The 19,535-nt window shown below is 54.6% G+C and carries 20 protein-coding genes and 1 tRNA gene; 10 read left to right on the plus strand and 11 right to left on the minus strand.

The window, feature by feature from the left end; genetic code table 11:
* Nucleotides 1-2 precede the first annotated feature (2 nt).
* Nucleotides 3-1,253, plus strand: coding sequence for an MFS transporter (locus WCK51_04745; GenBank protein ID MEI7576180.1), 1,251 nt, complete (start codon nt 3-5; stop codon nt 1,251-1,253).
* On the opposite strand, the gene WCK51_04750 is transcribed toward WCK51_04745, so the two are convergent.
* Both WCK51_04750 and WCK51_04755 read right to left on the minus strand, forming a co-directional pair.
* A complete protein-coding gene (locus WCK51_04750; protein ID MEI7576181.1) occupies nt 1,250-2,071 on the minus strand; it encodes a metallophosphoesterase in 822 nt (273 codons plus the stop codon). The two genes, WCK51_04745 and WCK51_04750, sit on opposite strands and share 4 nt — an antisense overlap.
* Nucleotides 2,068-3,870 carry a bifunctional homocysteine S-methyltransferase/methylenetetrahydrofolate reductase gene (locus tag WCK51_04755; GenBank protein MEI7576182.1) on the minus strand — a complete coding sequence of 601 codons (1,803 nt, stop codon included), beginning with the start codon at nt 3,868-3,870 and terminating at the stop codon, nt 2,068-2,070. The genes WCK51_04750 and WCK51_04755 overlap by 4 nt, the downstream gene beginning before the upstream one ends.
* Before the next feature lie 59 nt (nt 3,871-3,929).
* Here WCK51_04755 and WCK51_04760 point away from each other — a divergent pair, with 59 nt between their 5' ends.
* Complete coding sequence (locus WCK51_04760) at nt 3,930-4,940, plus strand: glycosyltransferase family A protein (GenBank protein ID MEI7576183.1); 1,011 nt, start codon at nt 3,930-3,932, stop codon at nt 4,938-4,940.
* On the opposite strand, the gene WCK51_04765 is transcribed toward WCK51_04760, so the two are convergent.
* The gene (locus WCK51_04765; GenBank protein ID MEI7576184.1) at nt 4,921-7,128 is read right to left on the minus strand and encodes a fused MFS/spermidine synthase; all 2,208 of its coding nucleotides are present in this window, start codon (nt 7,126-7,128) and stop codon (nt 4,921-4,923) included. The genes WCK51_04760 and WCK51_04765 overlap by 20 nt on opposite strands.
* 383 nt (nt 7,129-7,511) lie before the next feature.
* Here WCK51_04765 and WCK51_04770 point away from each other — a divergent pair, with 383 nt between their 5' ends.
* Nucleotides 7,512-8,249, plus strand: a complete 738-nt coding sequence (locus WCK51_04770; GenBank protein MEI7576185.1) for a hypothetical protein — start codon at nt 7,512-7,514, stop codon at nt 8,247-8,249.
* A gap of 9 nt (nt 8,250-8,258) precedes the next feature.
* Complete coding sequence (locus WCK51_04775) at nt 8,259-9,341, plus strand: sialidase family protein (protein MEI7576186.1); 1,083 nt, start codon at nt 8,259-8,261, stop codon at nt 9,339-9,341.
* Nucleotides 9,342-9,372: 31 nt separating this feature from the next.
* Here WCK51_04775 and rnhC read toward each other — a convergent pair whose 3' ends face one another.
* Nucleotides 9,373-10,002 carry a ribonuclease HIII gene (rnhC, locus tag WCK51_04780; GenBank protein MEI7576187.1) on the minus strand — a complete coding sequence of 210 codons (630 nt, stop codon included), beginning with the start codon at nt 10,000-10,002 and terminating at the stop codon, nt 9,373-9,375.
* Entirely contained in the window at nt 9,999-11,318 is a 1,320-nt protein-coding gene (locus tag WCK51_04785) for an MFS transporter (protein MEI7576188.1), read from the minus strand. The genes rnhC and WCK51_04785 overlap by 4 nt, the downstream gene beginning before the upstream one ends.
* Nucleotides 11,319-11,438: 120 nt before the next feature.
* Between WCK51_04785 and fabD the strand changes: the two genes are divergently transcribed.
* Genes fabD through WCK51_04805 form a run of 4 tightly spaced genes read left to right on the plus strand, consistent with a single transcriptional unit; the run spans nt 11,439 to nt 13,926 of the window.
* Complete coding sequence (fabD, locus tag WCK51_04790; protein ID MEI7576189.1) at nt 11,439-12,314, plus strand: ACP S-malonyltransferase; 876 nt, start codon at nt 11,439-11,441, stop codon at nt 12,312-12,314.
* A gap of 3 nt (nt 12,315-12,317) precedes the next feature.
* Nucleotides 12,318-12,551 (plus strand): phosphoribosylformylglycinamidine synthase subunit PurS, encoded by a 234-nt coding sequence (gene purS, locus WCK51_04795; protein ID MEI7576190.1) that lies wholly within the window; start codon nt 12,318-12,320, stop codon nt 12,549-12,551.
* Complete coding sequence (gene purQ / locus WCK51_04800; protein ID MEI7576191.1) at nt 12,548-13,204, plus strand: phosphoribosylformylglycinamidine synthase subunit PurQ; 657 nt, start codon at nt 12,548-12,550, stop codon at nt 13,202-13,204. The genes purS and purQ overlap by 4 nt, the downstream gene beginning before the upstream one ends.
* 53 nt (nt 13,205-13,257) lie before the next feature.
* Complete coding sequence (locus WCK51_04805; GenBank protein ID MEI7576192.1) at nt 13,258-13,926, plus strand: C40 family peptidase; 669 nt, start codon at nt 13,258-13,260, stop codon at nt 13,924-13,926.
* Here WCK51_04805 and WCK51_04810 read toward each other — a convergent pair.
* The 3 genes from WCK51_04810 to WCK51_04820 form a co-directional block, all read right to left on the minus strand.
* On the minus strand, nt 13,923-14,252 hold the full coding sequence (locus WCK51_04810) for a cyclic-di-AMP receptor (GenBank protein MEI7576193.1): 330 nt from the start codon (nt 14,250-14,252) through the stop codon (nt 13,923-13,925). The genes WCK51_04805 and WCK51_04810 overlap by 4 nt on opposite strands.
* A gap of 78 nt (nt 14,253-14,330) precedes the next feature.
* A complete protein-coding gene (locus WCK51_04815) occupies nt 14,331-15,320 on the minus strand; it encodes a prepilin-type N-terminal cleavage/methylation domain-containing protein (protein ID MEI7576194.1) in 990 nt (329 codons plus the stop codon).
* Nucleotides 15,321-15,463: 143 nt separating this feature from the next.
* Complete coding sequence (locus tag WCK51_04820) at nt 15,464-16,639, minus strand: DUF1343 domain-containing protein (GenBank protein ID MEI7576195.1); 1,176 nt, start codon at nt 16,637-16,639, stop codon at nt 15,464-15,466.
* A 32-nt stretch (nt 16,640-16,671) separates the two neighbouring features.
* Between WCK51_04820 and WCK51_04825 the strand changes: the two genes are divergently transcribed.
* A complete protein-coding gene (locus tag WCK51_04825) occupies nt 16,672-17,094 on the plus strand; it encodes a GNAT family N-acetyltransferase (GenBank protein MEI7576196.1) in 423 nt (140 codons plus the stop codon).
* 21 nt (nt 17,095-17,115) lie between these two features.
* Here WCK51_04825 and WCK51_04830 read toward each other — a convergent pair.
* From WCK51_04830 to WCK51_04840, 3 genes are all read right to left on the minus strand, one after another.
* Nucleotides 17,116-17,191, minus strand: a tRNA-Arg gene (locus WCK51_04830).
* Nucleotides 17,192-17,219: 28 nt separating this feature from the next.
* Nucleotides 17,220-17,963, minus strand: a complete 744-nt coding sequence (locus tag WCK51_04835; GenBank protein MEI7576197.1) for a hypothetical protein — start codon at nt 17,961-17,963, stop codon at nt 17,220-17,222.
* A 4-nt stretch (nt 17,964-17,967) separates the two neighbouring features.
* Entirely contained in the window at nt 17,968-18,699 is a 732-nt protein-coding gene (locus tag WCK51_04840; GenBank protein ID MEI7576198.1) for an immunity 22 family protein, read from the minus strand.
* A gap of 27 nt (nt 18,700-18,726) precedes the next feature.
* Between WCK51_04840 and WCK51_04845 the strand changes: the two genes are divergently transcribed.
* The gene (locus tag WCK51_04845; GenBank protein ID MEI7576199.1) at nt 18,727-19,341 is read left to right on the plus strand and encodes a hypothetical protein; all 615 of its coding nucleotides are present in this window, start codon (nt 18,727-18,729) and stop codon (nt 19,339-19,341) included.
* Nucleotides 19,342-19,535: the final 194 nt, after the last annotated feature.

A 19,535-nucleotide genomic window follows, 5' to 3' on the forward strand; every position in this document is an offset into this window, starting at 1 on the left:
GCGTGACGTCAACGCCGACGACCGAAGAATTTGGCAAGCAAAAGAAGCTTGGCTTCCTTGCTGCTTGGTTGGGTTGGGCCTTTGATGGGCTCGATGGGTTCCTGTACACCCTGGTTGCTCTACCGCTCGTGGCTGGCTTGATGAAACTGCCGGGCACGGACCAAGCCGTCAAGGATAAGGCGGCACTTATTCAAGCTGTTTTCTTGGTTGGCTGGGCCCTTGGCGGAGCCGTTTTCGGACGCATCGGTGACGCCCTGGGCCGGACCAAGACGCTCAATCTCACAATCATTTTCTATGCCTGCTTCACTGGGCTTTGCTACTTCGCAACCGAATGGTGGCACCTTCTCATTTTCCGTTTCCTAGCCGCTCTAGGAATCGGCGGGGAATGGGCGGCTGGCGCGGCTCTAGTTGGGGAAACCGTTCCCCAACGACTTCGGCACTGGGCGAGCGCTCTGCTCCAAAGCGGATACATGTTCGGAATGATTCTCGCCGCTCTCACAGTCCGGAGTCTTGCTGGCGTCGAATACAAGAACATCTTCTTGATTGGTGTCCTGCCCGCGCTCGTCACCCTTTGGATTCGAAAAGCTGTCCCAGAACCGGAGGAGTGGCTGGAGAACAAGTCGAAGCAAGTGATGCCCAAGGTCTCTGAGCTCTTCGGAAAAGCAGTCCTGCCGACTACTCTCAAAGTGCTGGCGATGTCCACAATTACGCTCCTAGGTGCCTGGACCATTCTCTACTTCGGACCAGGAATGATCCGAACCCACGTCGAGAATAAGGGACTTCCGAAGGCAGAATTGGACTACATCGTCGTCAACGGAACGATCCTCTTCACGCTCGTGAACATTGCCGGAAACTTCTTCATGGCTTTCGTGACTCAAAAGGTCGGCTACCGAAAGGGGTTCATTTTCGCTCTCTCTGCCGCCTTGTTTGTGTTCATCTACGGCTTCTCTCAAGAGCGGAGCCTAGCGGCTTCTCAGATGTGGATCTCGGCTGCGGCGTTCTTCGGACTCGGAGTTTTTGGAGCTTTCCCGCTCTACTTCCCGATGCTCTTCCCGACGCTACTCCGAACGACCGGAGCTGGGTTTTGCTACAACGCCGGACGATTGATCACCGCAGCCGGAACCTTTTCCGCCGCATCGCTCATCCCGCGAGAAACGTTTTACTACGCAGGGTTCTTGTACATCCCGGCGATCATTCTCGCGTTCTTCATGCCCGAACGAAGAGTGGCTCAGGATAATGTGGTTTCTGCTTAAACCGTTTTGAGCGTGAGCACGGCTACTTGTGGAGGACAAAGGAACCGCGACGGCGGGCCCGTAGTGCCGACCCCGCGTGTCACAAACACTGGAGTCGAAGCCTCAGGGTAAAAGCCGTCCCGATACCGATCCCCGTTTCGCGATGTCATTGGGGTGAGATTGAACGGGAACCTAAACTGTCCGCCATGCGAGTGCCCGCTGAGTTGTAGTAACGCGGCTCCGACTGGGATCTGATCCACTAAATCTGGCTCATGCCAAAGAGCAATTGTTGGCTCGTCCGAGGCATTTAGAAACGCCTTTGCCACGTTGGCATGACCCGCGTTGAATGAGTCAATTCCCACCCAGCAGATGCCATCGTGGGTCCAATTCTCGTTCCTCAGGAGCTTTATGTTGAGTTCATCAAAGATGATCCGCAGAATCTCCGGAGACCCCTTTCGGTAGTCATGATTCCCAGGAACGGCAACGACATTGCCGTTCATCATGAGCAGCGGCTCCAAAACCTCTCCGAGCTTTGCCGGAGAGGAGGTGTCCCAATAGGAAACATAATCTCCAACTAGAGCCACCATGTCCGGCGATTCATCCAAAGCCAGATCAATCGCCTGCTGAGCCAGGTCGATGGACCACAGATGCCCGATATGAAAATCGGCCAGAACGGCAATCCGGTACCCATCCAGCCGTTCGGGTAGGCCAGGCAGCGGACAATCAAACCTTTCGACTCCGATTCGCTTTGATTCAACAAGTGCGCCGTAGATCAGAGCCGCACTGCCAAGTGCCGAAAATCCAGTGGCCGCAACTGCAAGTAGCTTCTTATTGTTCATCGGACCACTTCCATGACTCTAGCCGCAATATCGGCGTTTCCGAATGGTGGCATCAGGTAGATACCTTGTGCCCCCTTCACCTCTCGGCAAAGCTGTCTGGCGTCTTCGATGCCGATTTCGAGGGCAACCTCGTCGGATTCCGCGGCCGCGATCCTCGCGCGCAACGTTTCGGGAATCGAAATTCCGGGCACCTCGTTGTGCATAAACTCGGCATGACGGGCCGAGCGGAGCGGCAAAACGCCAACCAAAACCGCAACTCCTAGCCGTTGACAAATCTCCATCGACCTCAGAGCATCGCTGGCGTCAAATACCGGCTGTGTGTAGATGAGGGTTGCCCCAGCGGCAACCTTTCGCGCCAAGCGATCATCCTCCAAAGCTTGGTCAATCGCGCAAGGGTTGTAGGCCGCACAGATCGTAAATGCCGTCTTCATCCCAACTGAATAACCCGCTAAATCCACACCTTCGTTGAACCGTGACATGATTCGGCAGAGCCCAATCGCGTCGATGTCAAAAACGCTCGTCGCCGAAGGGTAATCGCCAATATTGGCTGGATCACCCGTCACCGCCAGGATGTTCCGAATCCCCAAAGCGTGTGCGCCCAATAAATCGCTTTGCACTGCCAACAGGTTACGGTCACGGCAGCTAAAATGCATCGTTGCTTCAATCTCTGCCTCGGTTTGGATCAATGTACAAACCGCCGTAGGGTTCATCCTAAGCCGCGCGCGGGCCCCGTCCGAGATGTTGATCACGTCACATCCCGCTTCTTTCAGCTTCTTGGCTCCAGCGATTAGCTTCTGAATTCGGAGTCCGCGGGGCACATCCATCTCGATTGCGACAACAAATTTTCCGTCGGCAATCTTGGATGAGAGCGAGCTTGGAGATGCCTGGATCAGCTCCTCTTTCTCCTTCTCGGAGCGGGTCACCACGGTTCGCGGCTTGACCTTGATTCCCTTGTCGAGCACGTCGCGCATGGCGCGAATATGCGCCGGAGTCGTACCACAACACCCGCCAATGACCCTAGCGCCTTCTTCCACTAACCGAGCCGTTGCCTTGGCAAAATATTCGGGTGACGTATCGTAGGTGATTTCTCCTTTGACCAGCTGTGGTAGGCCCGGAGTTGGGAACGCAATGATCGGAAGTTCAGTCTCCTCGGCCATCATTCGCACCAGATCGAGCATTCGCTGGGGCCCAACGATGCAGTTCGCGCCAACTGCGACAGCCCCGCTAGCGCTCATCTCGCGAGCACAGCGCGAAGGCAGGCCCTCGGCTAACATTTCTCCATCCTCGATGAATGCCTTGCTGACGAACACGGGCAGGTCAGAAACTGCTCGAATGGCTGCGACAGCAATCTCGATTTCTCCGAGGTCTACGAATGATTCCAGGAAGAATCCATCGACTCCGCCCGCAACGAGGCCGTTAGCAATTTCGGTGAACGCCTCAGTGGCAACCTCCTGCTCGATATGTCCGAAAGGTGCCAATGGCTTTCCGCAAGGCCCCACTGCTCCCAGAACAAATCGATCTCCTGCTGCTTTCCTGGCGATCTCGGCTCCCTTTTGATTGAGCTCGAAGATGCTTACACCACGTCCCTCAAGCTTGAACGGGTTCGAACAGAACGTGTTCGTTTCGATGAAGTCAGCACCAGCTAAGATGTATTCCTGATGAACCGCTAGAACCAATTCAGGCGATTCAATATTTGCCAAATCGTAGGGTTGCTTCTTAAAGCCTCTTTCGGCGAGCAAGGTGCCGTTTGCTCCGTCGCCAAGTAGCACGCGAGAGGACAGAGCTTCGAGAAGGGTCACCTCATTAGGTTACCAGGGCAGGTTTTGGCACGGTTCTTGAGGTTGGTTCACATCAGACTATGAATCAACCTACCGTCTCTGTGGTGATCCCGGTGTTCAACCGTTTTGAACTGCTCAAGGAAACAGTTGATTCAATATTGAGTCAGACGTATCGTGACTTTGAACTGCTGCTTGTCGACGACTTCTCGACAGACGGAACCCGAGAGCGGCTAGCAGAACTCCTCGATGATCGAATTGTCTTCAGTCCCAACCCAAAGAATATGGGTGCAGGGGCTACTCGAAACCGGGGTATCGACCTCGCAAAAGGCCAGTTCATCGCACTCACGGATCAAGATGACTTGTGGCACCCGACGAAGCTCGAAGAGCAAGTTGAAGCTATGCAGGCAGACAAGGACGTTGTGCTGGTTGGCACCCATGCTCAGGCGTTTTCCATCGTTGATGGCGGTAGAACGGATGGAGACACTTTTGCTCACCCTGCCGACGATCAGAGTATCCGGGAGTTCTTCTTCTACAGCTCGCCGTTTGTTTCGTCAACCGTTCTTGTTCGAGGTGACGTGCTTCGAAGCCACAGTCTAAGATTCCGAACTGACATGGGCAAGTCGAGCTGCGAGGATTATGACCTCTGGCGGCGAATCTCTGGGTATGGCAAGGTGGCGAACATTCCTAAAGTCTTGCTCGACTATCGCGAGCATGCGACCCAACAGTCTCGGCTTGGAGTCGATGATATGTGCCACTACGCCAACGTGGTCCGGAAGGACGTGCTTGAGTCGGCGGGCATTCAGCTCACAGAGCGACAGTTTGGTGCCCTGGAGAGGATGGGTCGGTTTGACGCTTTCCGTCCAGACGAACTCAGGATCGGAGCGAGTACGACTCGCATCTTGCTCAAGTCTCGGAAGTACGGTGCGGGAGTCCATCGGGAGATGTTTGTTGGAACGCTTTGTCGAACCAAGACCCGAGCCACGCGAAAGCTTCGAGCATTCTGTGCGAGTCGAGCACATATCTCGATTAGTCTTGGAATGCTCGCGCTCTATATCAAGCGGCTTTCAGATTTCACTCCGATTGAGCTTTGAACGCGCTGAGGACGTCGACATAGTCGTCTGTCCAGGGCTTGACTGATTCAGGAATGTCGATCTCGTTCCAGTCGATTCCGGGCCTCACTTTTCCAAGGTTCAGTTCCGGGTGACCGACGGTGTTTCCGTTCGAAAGTTTCTGGAGGACGCTGCGATCTTTGGTAAGCAGGAGCCAGTGAGATTGGGTCTTGCCGTCCGCTTTCTCTTCTGAATTCTCTGCGTCCATGTTGCTAAATGTTTCGAGACCAGCTGAGCGAGCCGTCAAGGCAACAACTGGGGCGAGTTCGAGGTAGCGATTGGAGATGTGCATTGCGAGCACGCCGCCAGGAGCCAGCTTTTTCGCATACATCTCAATCGCCTCCGCTGTCAGCAGGTGGGTCGGGATGGCATCGGAGCTGAAGGCATCAAGCACCAGGAGCCCGTAGTTTCCGTCTGGCTCCTTGGCCAAGGTTAGACGGGCGTCGCCAAGGACGTAGTTCATTCTTGCCTGGGACTGTTTGAGAAACGTGAACAGCCCGCTGTCACGGGCGATGTAAAGGACGGTCGGGTCAATCTCGAAGTAGGTGAACTCTTGATCGGGGCGGCCGTAGACGGCGAGCGACCCGACGCCGAGGCCGACGAGGCCAACTCGGTGGACGTCTAGGATAAAATTCGGCGAGTTGAAGATTGAGCCGATGGGGCCGGTTGGATAGTAGTAGGTGAGTGGCAAAGCCTGCTTGGTGGGATCAAGCGACTGGCGACCGTGGATCGTGTTTCCGTGCATTAGCTGGCGGTAGCCCTGACCGTCTACAACTCGGTGAACGCCGAAGAATGAGCGATGGGTAGCGAGCACTTTGCCGGTCGAGGCGATGCCGAGAGCGATCGAGCCGAAGAAGAGTGCGAGCATGCCGAAGGCGTAAACCTTGGTGCGCTCGACAAGAGCGAACACGGCAACGAGTGGGACTCCGAGTGCGATTCCGGATCGGAGGTTTGGCTGAAGATCGGTTCCGATGTAGCGGACCGCCGCCATCCAGGCGAAGCTGACGACAACAAGGATTCCGGTGAGCTGGAGCTGCTTGTTAAACACCTTCGTTGGTGGTCTGAAAAGCAAGATCAGACACATCACCAGTGGGTACTCGAAGAAGGTCGGAAAGATCATCGGGGCGATGATCGAGTTGAAGAAACCACCGAGGGCGCCGCCGATTGAGAGGCAGAGGTAGAACTGAGTGAGATTCCCTGCGTCCGGACGGTCCTCACTTAGAAGAGCGTGGCAGAACCAGGCGGCGACAAAGAACACGGTGATGTGGAGGAACGCGAGTGGCATCAGCGGCTCGGTGGCCTCAATGCAAATGGTGAACGCCAGTGGAGTGACCAGGAGCGGCAGGATTCGAGCGAGCTGGGTCGCTGTGACGAACCGCTTTGAGGCGAAGGCAAAGATAAAGCTGAGTAGGTAGGCGGCGAGCGGTACGACCCAGATGAGCGGAATCGGCGCGATATTGCTGGAGATCGTGTTCGTGACTCCGAGGAGGAGCGACGAGGGCGCAGCGGCGATGAGGATCCAGCGGAGAAGACGATTTCGGTCGAGTTTCTCGACTGGCTTTACTTCCTCTTGGGGCTGGATTCGGACAAAAAGTCCGGCCACGATCATGGCAACCATCATGACGATGAATCCGAGGCGGAAGAGGTTTGCTTGTTCGCCGAGTTTGAAGTGGCGCTCGATATAGAACGGGTAGGCGAAGAGGCCGACCATTGAGCCGACATTGCTGATTGCGTAGAGGAAATAGGGGTCTTTGGCGGCGGGGTCGGCGGTAGTGGCAAACCAGCGTTGCAGGGTTGGCGACCCTGCGGAGATGGTGAAGTAGCTGAGGCCAACCGTCGTCGCGAGCATTAGGAAGACGAGCAGCGGCGGGTAGCCGGTGGTCGCGTTCTCGGGGACCTTGACGGCAAAAGGCAGGGTGAGCACGGCTCCGATCAGGAGGAGAAAATGAAAGAATCTTTGGCGGGTCGGGTCGAGCAGGCGGTTACTGTAGTGCGCGTAAGCGTAGCCGCCGAGAAGAGCTACCTGGAAGAAGAGCATCGCGCTGGTCCAGACCGCTGGCGATCCCCCGAAGGTGGGGAGTAACAACTTTGCCGCCATCGGCTGGATGAGAAACAGCAATGCGGAGCCAATAAAGATGGCAATGCTGTAAACCGTCCGCGCGAAAGTCACGGGATATTGTAGCTTTTCGGTGCTGTCTTGCTGTTTTTGGCTCTGGGTTGGGAAAGAACTGCGACGCATTTGGTTGAGTAGTCAGGTTCAAAGTTGTTTCGGGTCTGGGTTCAAGTTGGGTAGGGTGGGGTAGTCGGTTCGACCAGGAAGTTTTCATGGTTCGGCATCTGATTGGGGGGGGGGGTGGCGGTGTACGTGAGCTTGGGACGTTTGGTTCCCGCTGCAGACCTGCAGGAGATTCCACGCCCGACGAATCGAGCTGTTGAAAGCGGCATTAAGGACACCGCAGACTAGAGAGAAATTCAACATCTACCTATAGGCAACGAAGTCGTGCAAAAGTCAACCAAGTGGTCTGCAGTTTGGGTTTGGGTGGGAGAGATTTTGTGAACGAAACGACGGGCTCGGTTCGTCATTGGTACGTGTCGGGACGATTTCAGAAAGCGGCTATTGTGGTCATCGTTGGTGGTTGCCTTTTTGGGATCGGCTTTCAACACTACGTCCGGGGGCCAAGAATGCGGTTGGCGAAGATTGAATCTGCGCTTTCTTGCAAGGACTGGGATGCATTTGCCGAAGCGTTCCCAGATTCTAACTGGTCGTATCGGCCTTGGTCGAAATCTCAGATGGTTGCATTTATGCGGCACTATGTTGAGCCCAAGTTGACGCCTCGCGCCAGCATTTCTCGCCGTAGCCTGATGACTTTTGGGTTTCCAGCCAACGTGATCGAGCTTTGTAACTCGGATAGTAAGCCCCTTGTTGAAACTGCGCAATACATGACGAGTAGAACTGTGTGGTCGACAACGCGGTGGAATATCTATTTCCCCTTGTCTTGGGTTGAGGATCCACCTTGGTTCCTCACAACCGTTCGAGCGGTTGCACACGAGTATTACCCGCATCCTGAAATGCGGGATGCGAAGCTTGCAAAGTCGGTGTCAGAGTATGAATTCCTGGTTGCCGAGCGCATAAAGTTGGAGCAAATGGGCATCGTTTGCGTTCAGCCAAAGCTGGGCCCGCGACCAGCCACCACTTTTGACGACTATCTCGCCTTAATCATCCGACTCCACCCCAAGAACAAAGATCAGTACCAGCAAGTGTCAGCCAAGTACGGCTACCACCCAAGGTAGCCTTGCGCCATGATTGCTCTGGCTGCCGCGGTCACGGTCTTCTCTTCGGGTGAAGACGGGTTCAATACCTACCGAATTCCGGCTCTGATTCGAACCTCGATAGGTTCTCTTGTAGCGTTTGCAGAGGCGCGGGCTAGTCAGGCGGATGCGGCGAACAATGCGATTGTCACCAAGATCTCGGAAGATGGCGGGGTGACTTGGGGGAAGATGGGGGTTTGTCAGTCGCCGAGTTTCCTCACCCACCAACCCCCTCTCCATGGAATGGAGAGGGGGAGTTTCGGAGGGTCGTTTAACAATCCCTGCGTGGTCGAAAACCGTAGAGGACAGTTGGTTGTTCACTTTCAGCACTATCCGAAGGACACGCATGAATACGACGTTGAGGCTGGATTAAGCGGACCCAAGGTCGTTCGCGGGTTCCAAACGGAGAGCCGAGACGGGGGGAAGAGTTGGTCTACTCCGAGGGACATCACGCCTGAGATTAAGCCATTGGAAGCAGTCACCATTGCTAGTGGCCCCGGAGTTGGAATTCGGCTGGAACGCGGGAAGCACAGAAATCGCCTCGTTATGCCGTATAACTACCGCGTCGGGAAGCGCTGGTGGGTGTACTGCGCCTATTCCGACGATGACGGGCGGCACTGGAAGCGCGGAGCGCGGGTTGAGCAACCTGAGGAGATGAACGCGAACGAGGTTCAAGTGGTGGAGTTGAGAAGTGGGGACGTTCTTTTGAATGCTCGGAATCAGGCGAAGCGTAAGGAGCGATGCGTCGCTCTGAGCTACGATGGGGGAGCGACATTTTCTCCGGCGGCTTTTGATACTCGTTTAGTTGACCCAGTGTGCCAGGGGTCTTTGATCCGGCTGGGGAACGGGGTTTTGGCGTTTAGCAATCCGGCTCATGCGACGAAGCGGGAGAATGGTACGGTTCGGTTTAGCTGGGACGAGGGGCGAACCTGGCCCTTGTCGGTCGTGGTTGAGCCGGGGTCGTTTCAGTATTCTTCGATGGTTTGTCTGCCGGGGAATCGGGTGGGAATGATCTACGAGACGGTGGTTGGGGGACAGTATCAGATTCGGTATCAGACAGTCGTAGTTCCTTAGTTCGGGGATAACTCGCTCCGCTCCACGGGGCTTAGCTCTCCAGCACTTGCGCCGAAGTCTTAAAGTGCAACTTGGCGACCTTCCCTAGATTCTCCGCACCGTGCATCTGGACAAATCGTTTGCCGGTTCCAATGACGTTGGTCGCCCCCTTGGGAAGGTCGATTCCGAACTCTTGGCTGAGCCCTTTGAGGCGCTTGAGGAACTCAGCTCGGGCAAGGATTGAGGCGGCGGCGACGGCGAGATCCGACTCGGCGCGGACCCGCGAGACGAACTGGGCTTTGCGGCCAAGCTCCTTGAGTTTTGACTTGACGACGGTTCCTCCGGCGGCGAATTGGTCACTGATGATCAGATCAGCGGGCTGCTTTTCAAGAACGTTTTCGATGGCCTGAGCATGGCCCCAGGCGAGCAGGTGATTGAGGTTCTTGATCTTGAGATAGAGTTCGTTGTACTTGACGGGGTTCATCAAGATAACGGAGTGCGGACAGACCCGCTTGATCTTCTCCGCTAGGGCCAGAGCCTGGGCATCGGTCAGTTTCTTGCTGTCCTTCACACCTTCGAGCTCGGCATAGTGCTCGGGCCCGACATAGCACGCGGCGACCACTAGCGGGCCAAAGAAGTCTCCTTTCCCGCTCTCGTCAACTCCAACTCGTCCTTGGTTCAAAGATTTGCCTCTTCCAGTTCGCTCTTCTCGAGCACTTCCTCGAGCTGTGCTCCGGTCATGTCCGGCAGGGTCGCATCGCGAAACGCCTTATTGAGGAGCGGCACAAGGCCGGTGAGAGTAAACCCTAGCCCCATGAGGACGTGCATGCCGACTGGGCCGAGAAACTTGAGCAGAGTTCCTCCCGCGGCCATTCCGAACGGCTGAATTCCCATCCAAATCAGGTTGCCAAGACTCATGACTCGCCCCCGATACTCGTCGGGAACCTTAAGCTGTTGGTAGGTTCTCATCGGGACGTCAACTGCGCCGATCGCGAATCCGCAGAGTAGGTTCCAGAAGGAGTACACCGCGAAAATTGGTGAGAAGCCCATTAGGATCACCATAACGCCGGCAACCGCAATCCCGAAGCTGTAAGCCAGTCCCGGACGATGGAACTTCATACGCGGAACGATAAAGCTCATCGCGAGCATTCCGATGATGAAGCAGCTTTCGATGATCGCAAGCGGGGCGGCTTTGTTTCCGAACCACTCCTTGTTGATGGAGAGGTAGACGACAAAAAATGGCGACATGAACAGCGCGAGGCCGACGCTGGCAAGGAGCGATAGGCCGATGACCTCGTCCCTTTTCGCGTATTGGATACCCTTGATCACATCATCGAACATCTTTGACTCCTCGACATCCGTCCGTTCCGGAATCACTTCGGGCAGCTTGAGAAGGAAATAAACCGAGGCGATGAATGAGAGTCCGTTGGCGATGACCATCACCTTGAGGAAGGCACCAGGACTGTATTTGTCTGCGACTACGCCGAGGGCTGCAGTTAACATGTTTCCGATCAGCCAGGCGAACTGGTCGGTCGCCGCGCTGAAGGCGTTGGCTCCCATCAGTTTTTCAGGAGGAACCAGGCGAGGAATGACCGCGTTCTTCGCAGGGAAGAAGAAGACCCGAAGGGTGGCAAGCAGGGGGCCGAAGACGTAGAATGCCCATCGAGGCGGATCGCTCGGGATCACCAAGAGGTAGATCAGGAACGCAATTAGAACCAGGGCACTGAGGATATCAGACCAGATGAGAATCTTCTTGCGATCCATTCGGTCAGCGATTGCCCCGGCAACTGGTCCCAGGAACAAGTATGGGAGTGCTTCGAGGGCACCAACATAGCCGACCATCGCATCGTCGTTGAAGAGGCGCTTGATGACAAAAAGAGGACCGATGAAATAGAACGCATCGCCAATGCGTGAGATAGCTTGACCAAGCCACAGATTCCTAAAATCTGGGATTGAGAGGACATCCTTTGGAGAGCCTAGAGCAGAGGAGCTTTGCATGCGAAAGTTGATTTGGGGCAGTCGGGGCGCGGACAGGGCGCCAATTGACGAGGGCCTTTATCGCGTGCGGGTTAGCTTCATGAACGGTCAAGATTACCCGACGGTAGACTAAAGGCAACTATGATCGCCGCGATTTTTCCCGGTCAGGGCTCGCAGACTCCCGGGATGGGCAAGGATGTTTTTGAGGCCTCTGCTTCATCTCGAGAAGTCTTCGAAAATGTCTCCAAAACACTCGGAATCGACATCGCGAAGCTCTGCTTCGAGTCGGACGAAGAGACCCTTCGAGCCACAAACAACGCTCAAATCGCTTTGTATACTGTTGGCGTCGCGTCGTACGCAGCCAGCGACCAATCTGCCGACGTGTTTGCGGGGCACAGTATCGGAGAGTACGCCGCGCTTGTTTGTTCGGGGACTCTCTCTCTGGAAGACGGGGCTCGCCTGGTGCGGAAACGGGGCGAGCTGATGGCCTCGGCCGGAGACCTGACCCCGGGAACGATGGCCGCGGTTCTTGGCCTTGAGATTCCGGTGATTTCCGAAACCCTTGCTGGCGTTGAAGGAGTGGTTGTCGTGGCGAACGATAACTGCCCTGGTCAGACGGTGATTTCGGGTGAAGTCGACGCAGTCGCAAAGGCGATTCCGATGCTTCAAGAGGCGGGCGCAAAGCGGGTTCTTCCTCTGAATGTGAGCGGGGCATTCCATAGCCCTCTGATGACCGAGCCGAGTCGGCAGATGGCGCAAGCCTTGGCTGATGCAGTTTTCCAGAAGGGCAAGCCGGTTTATGCGAATGTCACCACGAAGCCGGTGGCGGATCCTTCTGACTGGCGTCCCATCCTCGAACAGCAGCTTCGGGATCAGGTTCGGTGGACCGACAGCGTCCGAAACATGATCGCCGACGGAGTCACTGAGTTCATCGAATTCGGCCCGGGCGAGGTTCTTTGCGGCATGCTGAAACGGATCGACAAGACTGTCCCGGCGAGGCGGTTTAGCGTAAACTAGGCTATGCCCCGAGTTCGCGTTTATGTCACTCTCAAGCCCGCTTTGCTTGACTCAGCCGGACGCACGGTGACCAGCTCTCTCCAGCATCTTGGCTACGAGGAAGTGAGCGATGTGCGAATCGGAAAACTCATCCATCTTGACGTAGATAAAGTTGAAGAGGCACGAATCAAGGAGATGTGCCAGAAGCTGCTGGCCAACCCAGTGATCGAGGACTTCAGCTTTGAGGTGGTCGGGTGAAGGTAGCGGTTCTGCAGTTTCCTGGTTCAAATTGTGATCAAGATGCGCTCAAGGCATTGCGAGAAGACGTTGGGGTTCAGGCAGAATACGTCTGGCACAACGACGGGTCTTTGAGCGGGTTCGACGCGGTTTTTGTTCCTGGCGGGTTTTCTTACGGCGACTATCTGCGATGCGGGGCCATGGCTTCGCGCTCGGCAATTATGCAGGAGACGATTCGTTTTGCTAATGAAGGCCGACCGGTGATCGGAGCCTGTAACGGATTCCAAATCCTCACTGAAAGTGGTCTTCTTCCGGGTGCTCTTCTCAAGAACGAGAAACAGAAGTTCATTTGCAAAAACGTCGAACTCGAAGCCGTCAACCAAACCAGTATCTGGACTAGTGGGGTCAACAAAACGATCTCCCTGCCAATCGCTCATGGTGAGGGTCGATACGTGATTGATAACGATGGGTTAAAACGAATTCAGGATCAGAACCAGATCGCATTTCGATACGTAGAGAATCCAAACGGATCTGTTGATGACATCGCCGGGGTTGTGAATGAGGCAGGCAATGTGTTGGGTCTCATGCCCCATCCGGAGCGCGCGACGAAGGAACTTCTCGGTGGAAATGACGGTTTATTGATCATGCGGGCACTTTCGCTCGTTAATGCCTAAGGCAATCGCTCCACTTGGAGCATTTTGTGCCTATTATTGAATAGCTAGAAAAGATGTTGAAGTACGGCTTGATTGGTCTGATTTTTAGTGGTGCCTCGTTCGCGAAGGCAGAAGAGCTTGTACTCGGAAACTACGGCCAGACGCTGGAGTCAACTTCGATTTACAAAAGCGCCAGCACGAAAGCGGGCAAGTTTTACAAAGCAAAGCAGTATCAGTATCTGGTGGTGAAAGCGTACAACGAGCGTTGGACCAAGGTGCTGATGGCGAACAATGTTTGGGGCTACATGCTGACCAGCAAAGTTGCGATTTTGCCGGAGGAGTATAAAGTTCAGGCAACGAGAGTTTCTGATCTCTCCAGTCGCGCCAAGGCAGCTTGGAAGGGAACCACCTTCAAGGGCACGCCTTACGTTTGGGGTGGAAACGACATCAACCGCGGTATCGACTGCTCTGCGTTTGTCAAATCGTTGTACGGTGAGATCGGAATCTCCCTTCCTCGAACTGCTGCCGAGCAAGCGAAAGTTGGTCTGCCAATCCGACGCTTAGAGGATCTTCGGGCGGGCGACCGGCTCTACTTCTGGGAGAAGAAGCGCAATACGATTGGTCATACGGGCATGTATCTGGGCAACGGCTACTTTGTGCACTCTTCGCGGGGTCATAACGGAGTGAATACCGATAAGCTAACCGAGAAGTGGCAGAGAATCCTCGTCGCAGCTCGTCGCTAGAAGCTGTGGAACTCTTCCACTGGAAGTAGGAACATCACGGCTCCGCCGACTGAGACTTTCATTGCGCTCGGCACAAATGCGGCCGCAGGATTTGCGTCATAGGCCGCCATGCTCAGCACTTGCTCACGGGTTGGGCAGGCCGTTTGGATCACGAGTTTGAGTGTGGCTACTTGGTCATCGCTTGTGCCAATAAGCAGGGTTGTATTTCCTTCGCGGAGAAACCCGCCCGTCGAGCCAATGATCGTGAACTTGAACCCCGCCGAGATCAACTCGTCAATGATCCGGTTCTTGTCTCGGTTATGAATAATGCATACGGCGAGCTTCATGGCTTGTGGGGGACAGTATAAACGAAAAGACCTCGATTGCATAGCAACCGAGGTCTTTTGTGGTTGTAAGAGTCAGCCTTACTGACCGAGTGCCCACATTGGGTAGTTGGCGTTCAGGTTTGGAATTGCGCTCAGAACGATCGTTCCACCAGTGTAACCTCGGAGGGTGCCCGAAGTATTGCTGATCCCTGATCCCGGAGTGTTGGAAACACCGTACTCAGCTGCCGTAGGGCAGTTCGCGAGGAACCTTTGAGCTTGCATGAAGCGAGCTCCGCCGTCAGCTGAACCAACAATGATTCCGCCGAAAGCTGCTCGGTTCTCATCGGTAACTCCTTGCCAGTTCGCAACGTATCCTGCAGGTCGCTGAAGGAGTTCCAGCGCCCAGAATTCTCGAACTGCGGCTGGGTAAACCGTGGCGGTTCGAGTGGTTGGGAAAGCTCCGCCGTAAGCGATCGGAACAACTCCGATCTGAAGGTTGCCTGATTCCATGAGGATTCCTGCCGCGCCAGTGTTTGGCAGGGAGGTCATGCTTCCACCCAACCAGCTATCTCGGATAGCGCCGGTTCGGGTTCCGGTTGTGTCTCCCCAAGTGTTCAACTGCCCGGTCAATGACGAGTTCAGAAGGTAGCTACCAGTGATCTGACCGCACTGAGCCCAAGAACCGCCTGGGCAGGAAGTGGTGGGAGCGTTGACATTTCCGCGTGACGTGTTGAAGTACAACTGAATGTTCTTCACGTAGGGCATCGTCCACTTCTGCCAAGAGAAGTGATTGACTCGGTAGGCGAAGCCAGCCGAAACAGCACAGTTAGGGGCGAGTGCAGCTGGAATGTTGTTCAAAGCTGGGTTGAGCGAGCTGTTGGCAACGCAGTCGTCGTTTCGGGGATACATGTCATCCGCGTCCGCGCCGTACATGATGATACCGAGAGAAATCTGCTTCTGGTTGCTGATGCCAGCAGCCTTCTTTGCAGCTGCCTTAGCTTGTGCAAAAACGGGGAAGAGGATAGCGGCGAGGATAGCGATGATCGCGATGACGACCAGCAGTTCAATGAGCGTAAATGCCTTTTTCATTTGAATGATTCCAATTGGATCTTGCGGCGCAGACCGAGAAATCCTTTTCCCATCCGCAACCGAGTTGTTAGACAACTCCTTCTAAGCAATAAGTTTACCAAACGACGTTAAGTGATTGTTAAGACTCAGTGATATTTAATGATTTAACTAAACGTCCACTGATCTATTAGGTTCAAATTGGCTCCGCTCTCTACTAGATTCCGAAAAGTTTCGCTACCCGATAAAATGTCGATGGGCATCCGGTCATACACATACTCGTACGGGGGCTGTTTCCAAGCGAAGCCTGGAAGCTGAGTCTCGTCCGACGTCGCCTGGAACCGACCCAGCTTGACGTGGCTCGAGTCATGGATGCCGGTTTGCTTCACAACTTCGTTGATCAGACAGCCGTAGGCAAGCACCGGACGGAACGCAGATCGATCCAGAATATGAACCTGGACCCCCTCGCAAATCTTACCGTGATGCTTGTTAAAGGTGGGTTCGAATTGAAGCGCCCGAAAGTAGGCACCCTCAATTCCGAGTCCATTCAAAGCCGAAGCGAGGCGACCCCCGTCGATAAACGGAGCCCCGACGATCTCAAACGGACGCGTGGTTCCCCGACCTTCGCTGAGATTCGTTGCTTCCAAAAGGCACCCTCCTGGATAGACCATGGCGGTGTCAATCGTCGGCATGTTTGGCGAGGGCATCACCCACCGATAGGGAGTGTGGTCGGCGTGAAGAGTTCGGTCCCACCCTTCGACATTGATCACCTCTAATTCTGTCGTAGGATGGTAGTTATCCGCGACGTAGCGGGCAATCTCTCCGATCGTCTTTCCATGCCGAATCGGCACATTATAGAGTCCGACAAAGCTCTCAAACCCCGGCTCTATCCCGGGTCCTTCGACAGCCGATCCAATTGGATTCGGTCTGTCGAGCACCAGAACCGGAAGCCCGACCCTTGCCGCCGCTTTGATGCAGAGACTCGTGGTCCAGATGAAGGTGTAATATCGCGAACCAACATCGGGAAGGTCAATGAGCAACAAATCTAGCCCGGCCAGCATCGCGTCCGTCGGCTCTCGATGTTCGCCATATAGAGAATAGGTTGGATATGGCCGACGCGGAACGCCTTCGCCATTCCACTCGATCATGTTGTCCTGTGTGGTTCCGAACAACCCGTGCTGGGGTCCGAAGACGGCGCCAATCTCCACGGCATCGAGCAACTCAAGAATGTGCCGATAGGAGGAGTCGACCGATGCTTGGTTGCAAACAACTCCCACTCGCTTACCTCTCAAAAAAGAGAACGCCTGGGCGGCAAGAATGTCGAGACCAACGGCAAACGCCATGGCTCCAGATTACCGCTCGGTAAAATCTGCTCATGGATGACTACACTTTCTCAACCGACCCCGCGCGGTTGCAAATGGATGTTATCCATCCGTTGCTGGCAAGCTCGTACTGGTCAACCGGAATCCGCAGAGACATCGTAGAGAAGTCGTTCAAGAATAGCCTCTGTGTGAGTGCGTTCGGCTCCGACGGTAACCAAGTCGGAGTTGCCAGGCTCATTACCGACTACGCAACATTTGCTTATCTCTGCGATGTCATCGTTGACGAACCTCACCGGGGCAGGGGCGTTGGTAAGAAAATGGTCGCCGCTTTACTCGACACTTTTGCCGAACCGCATATCCGTAACATTGCCTTGTTCACAAAGGACATGCAACCGCTTTACCGACAGTTTGGGTTTGTTGAGACCGAAGAGGGTCGTTGTATGCAGCTCAAACGTCCGCCGGAGAACTGGACATGAACCGCGCTGGATAAGGAATTATGGCGCGCCCGACTGGACTCGAACCAGCGACCAACGGCTTAGAAGGCAGTTGCTCTATCCACTGAGCTACGGGCGCGGACGTTTGTATTTTACCTTTGGAGAAATCAGTCACTGATGTGAACGTGAAACATGCGCCAGGGTCCTGCAATGGTCCGGACATATCGGGTGTCATAACCCTTGATGTCGTCGAAGCTAGAGTTGGTTGGGGCCTCTTGATCCTCCTCCGAGAGCTTTTCACAGTAGAGCAGACCCCGTTTCGTGAACTCGAAGAACCCCGGGCTGGTGGAACTCAACACAAACTCTATCTCTACGTTTTCATCCTTTAGCCAAACTTGGTCCACATCAGGAAGTTTTGCGAGAGCTACTTTGAGGGCCGACACAGTTGCTGGACGACCCTCGATCTTCGGTGGCTCGTCACGGTAAATGAAAACAGCCGCGGTCTTATCTGCCTTGCAAAGTCTAACGATTTCGCTCAAAACATCTTTGTGTTTAAAGTAGTAGTCGGAAAGCTCTTTCTCGCTCATCCCCTGATAACTCTGGAAGTGGCTACATCCAACGGGAAGTAGCACGCTCAGCGAAATGCATATCCATATCCGTTTGCGTAATGATCTCACGGGCAACTTCAGTAGACCGTCAACATCCACCAAGAACCCGCTGAGGAATCCCAGAATGAGTGCAACAATTCCACCGCTAAAGAGCATCACCAACACCGTGAACGAGTCTCGGCTGAACAAGGCAGTGAGGAATCCAAGGCCGCTGAGTCCGATCCACCCGAATACAAAGGGCGTCAGAAACTTGAGCGAAAACCTTGATGCTCCATCATAGTCAGGAGATTGGTCAATTCCCATGTGGTCACTTTGGCCCGTCTGACCACATAAACTCCAACGCTCCGACCGAGAATTTGATTCCTGGCCAGGGCATTGAGCGTTCGTTGTCAAACGAATCTAACCCAAGCCGGCTCAGCCCGTTGTTGCCAAAGTCACGCAGTTCCCAGATTCCTTCTGCGTTCACCGAGATTCGGAGTTGGTTCATGTCGACATCTGGAACGATACTGGAAATATCCAAGGATCGTGCATACGGATTGACCTTGCCAATCATCAACCCCATGGCGTCAACGCGGATGCAGTCAGTCAACTCTCCCTCAAACTCCAACTTGACGTCTGCCAGAACGTGGATGTAAATGTGCCCGAGATGGTCATAGTTGCCGACCGGGCCGGCAGTTTTGTCATAAGCAAATCGACCAATGTACTCGAGTTCGATTCCGTCGGCCTTGACCGACCGAGGAGTGAAAAAGTCGTCTGAATAGCAGGTGACGACCATGTTGTAGTCAAACTCACCCATCTTCGCCCGTACTTCCTCAATGAAGGAAGACCCATAGGAGACGCCCTTGAATGCTTCGTCCAGACTTAAACACGCATCGGCGAGTACGCGATCGATGAAGTCGTGATCGTAGAACGTGACACCTTGGCTGACCGCAAAAGCCGATATCGGCGCGTCGTCTTCGGAGTACGTTTCTTCGAAAAATGCTTCGAAGGATTGTTCGTCCGCCGCTCGTCCGAGCCAAACATCGACTTGACCTGCCATCGAGGAAATTCTACAACGTGCGAACGATTGCGATGTCTGCCAGCGTCATTGCTTCAGATGAAGCGGATTCCGATAATCGTATGGTGCGCGTTAAGCTTTGCCGCAGCGATTGCCATTGCTCTTGCCCTGCCCGGAAAGTATCGCTACTTGGCGCATCCCAAGGCAGCCGAGGATTTGGCTGAACAACTTCGCTTCGGCAAGTGGGAGAGGATCGTCGCCTACATCCCTGAGGAGGAGTTGACAGAAGCGGCTATGACGCGACCGCAGACAGAACGGCTCTTCCGGGAGTACATCAAGCCTGCGTTCGAGAAGGAAAACCCAGACCAGACAATCAAAGTCACCACGTCCGAATACAACTCTAGCGTGACGATAGGGAAGGGATTAACAAAATTTGAGGTCATGTTGTCCAACTACCCCGCGCTACTCCGGCCGTCCCTCGTTTGGGGAATCCGCACTTCGCTGACCCAGGTGGCGGTGATGCGGTCCGTCCGAGCGAACCCTGAGCTTCAGGGCAAGGCGAGGCGGGCCGAGACGGCGCGCCAGCTTTTGATCGTCACCGGGGAATGCAAGGCGTTTGGATTGAAGGCACTTCCTCCTCGGCCAGCGTCGATGAGTGGGAGGAGCTTGAAGTTGTTTCCGTAAATCGGACGAGATTCATCCACCCGCAAAAGATTCAAGACGGGTGGTTTGAACCTATGGATTCGCTTTTTTCGACTTTTTTGCGTTAAGGCTTGCATATCGAACCTTAACCAGGGAATAATATCTCTTGTGCCCAGCAATGAGCACAGAACTTTGAAAGCGGAATATTGAGGAAGAACAGTCAGATTTGACGGTTG

The organism is Armatimonadota bacterium (assembly GCA_037138755.1).
GTDB lineage: Bacteria > Armatimonadota > Fimbriimonadia > Fimbriimonadales > Fimbriimonadaceae > Fimbriimonas.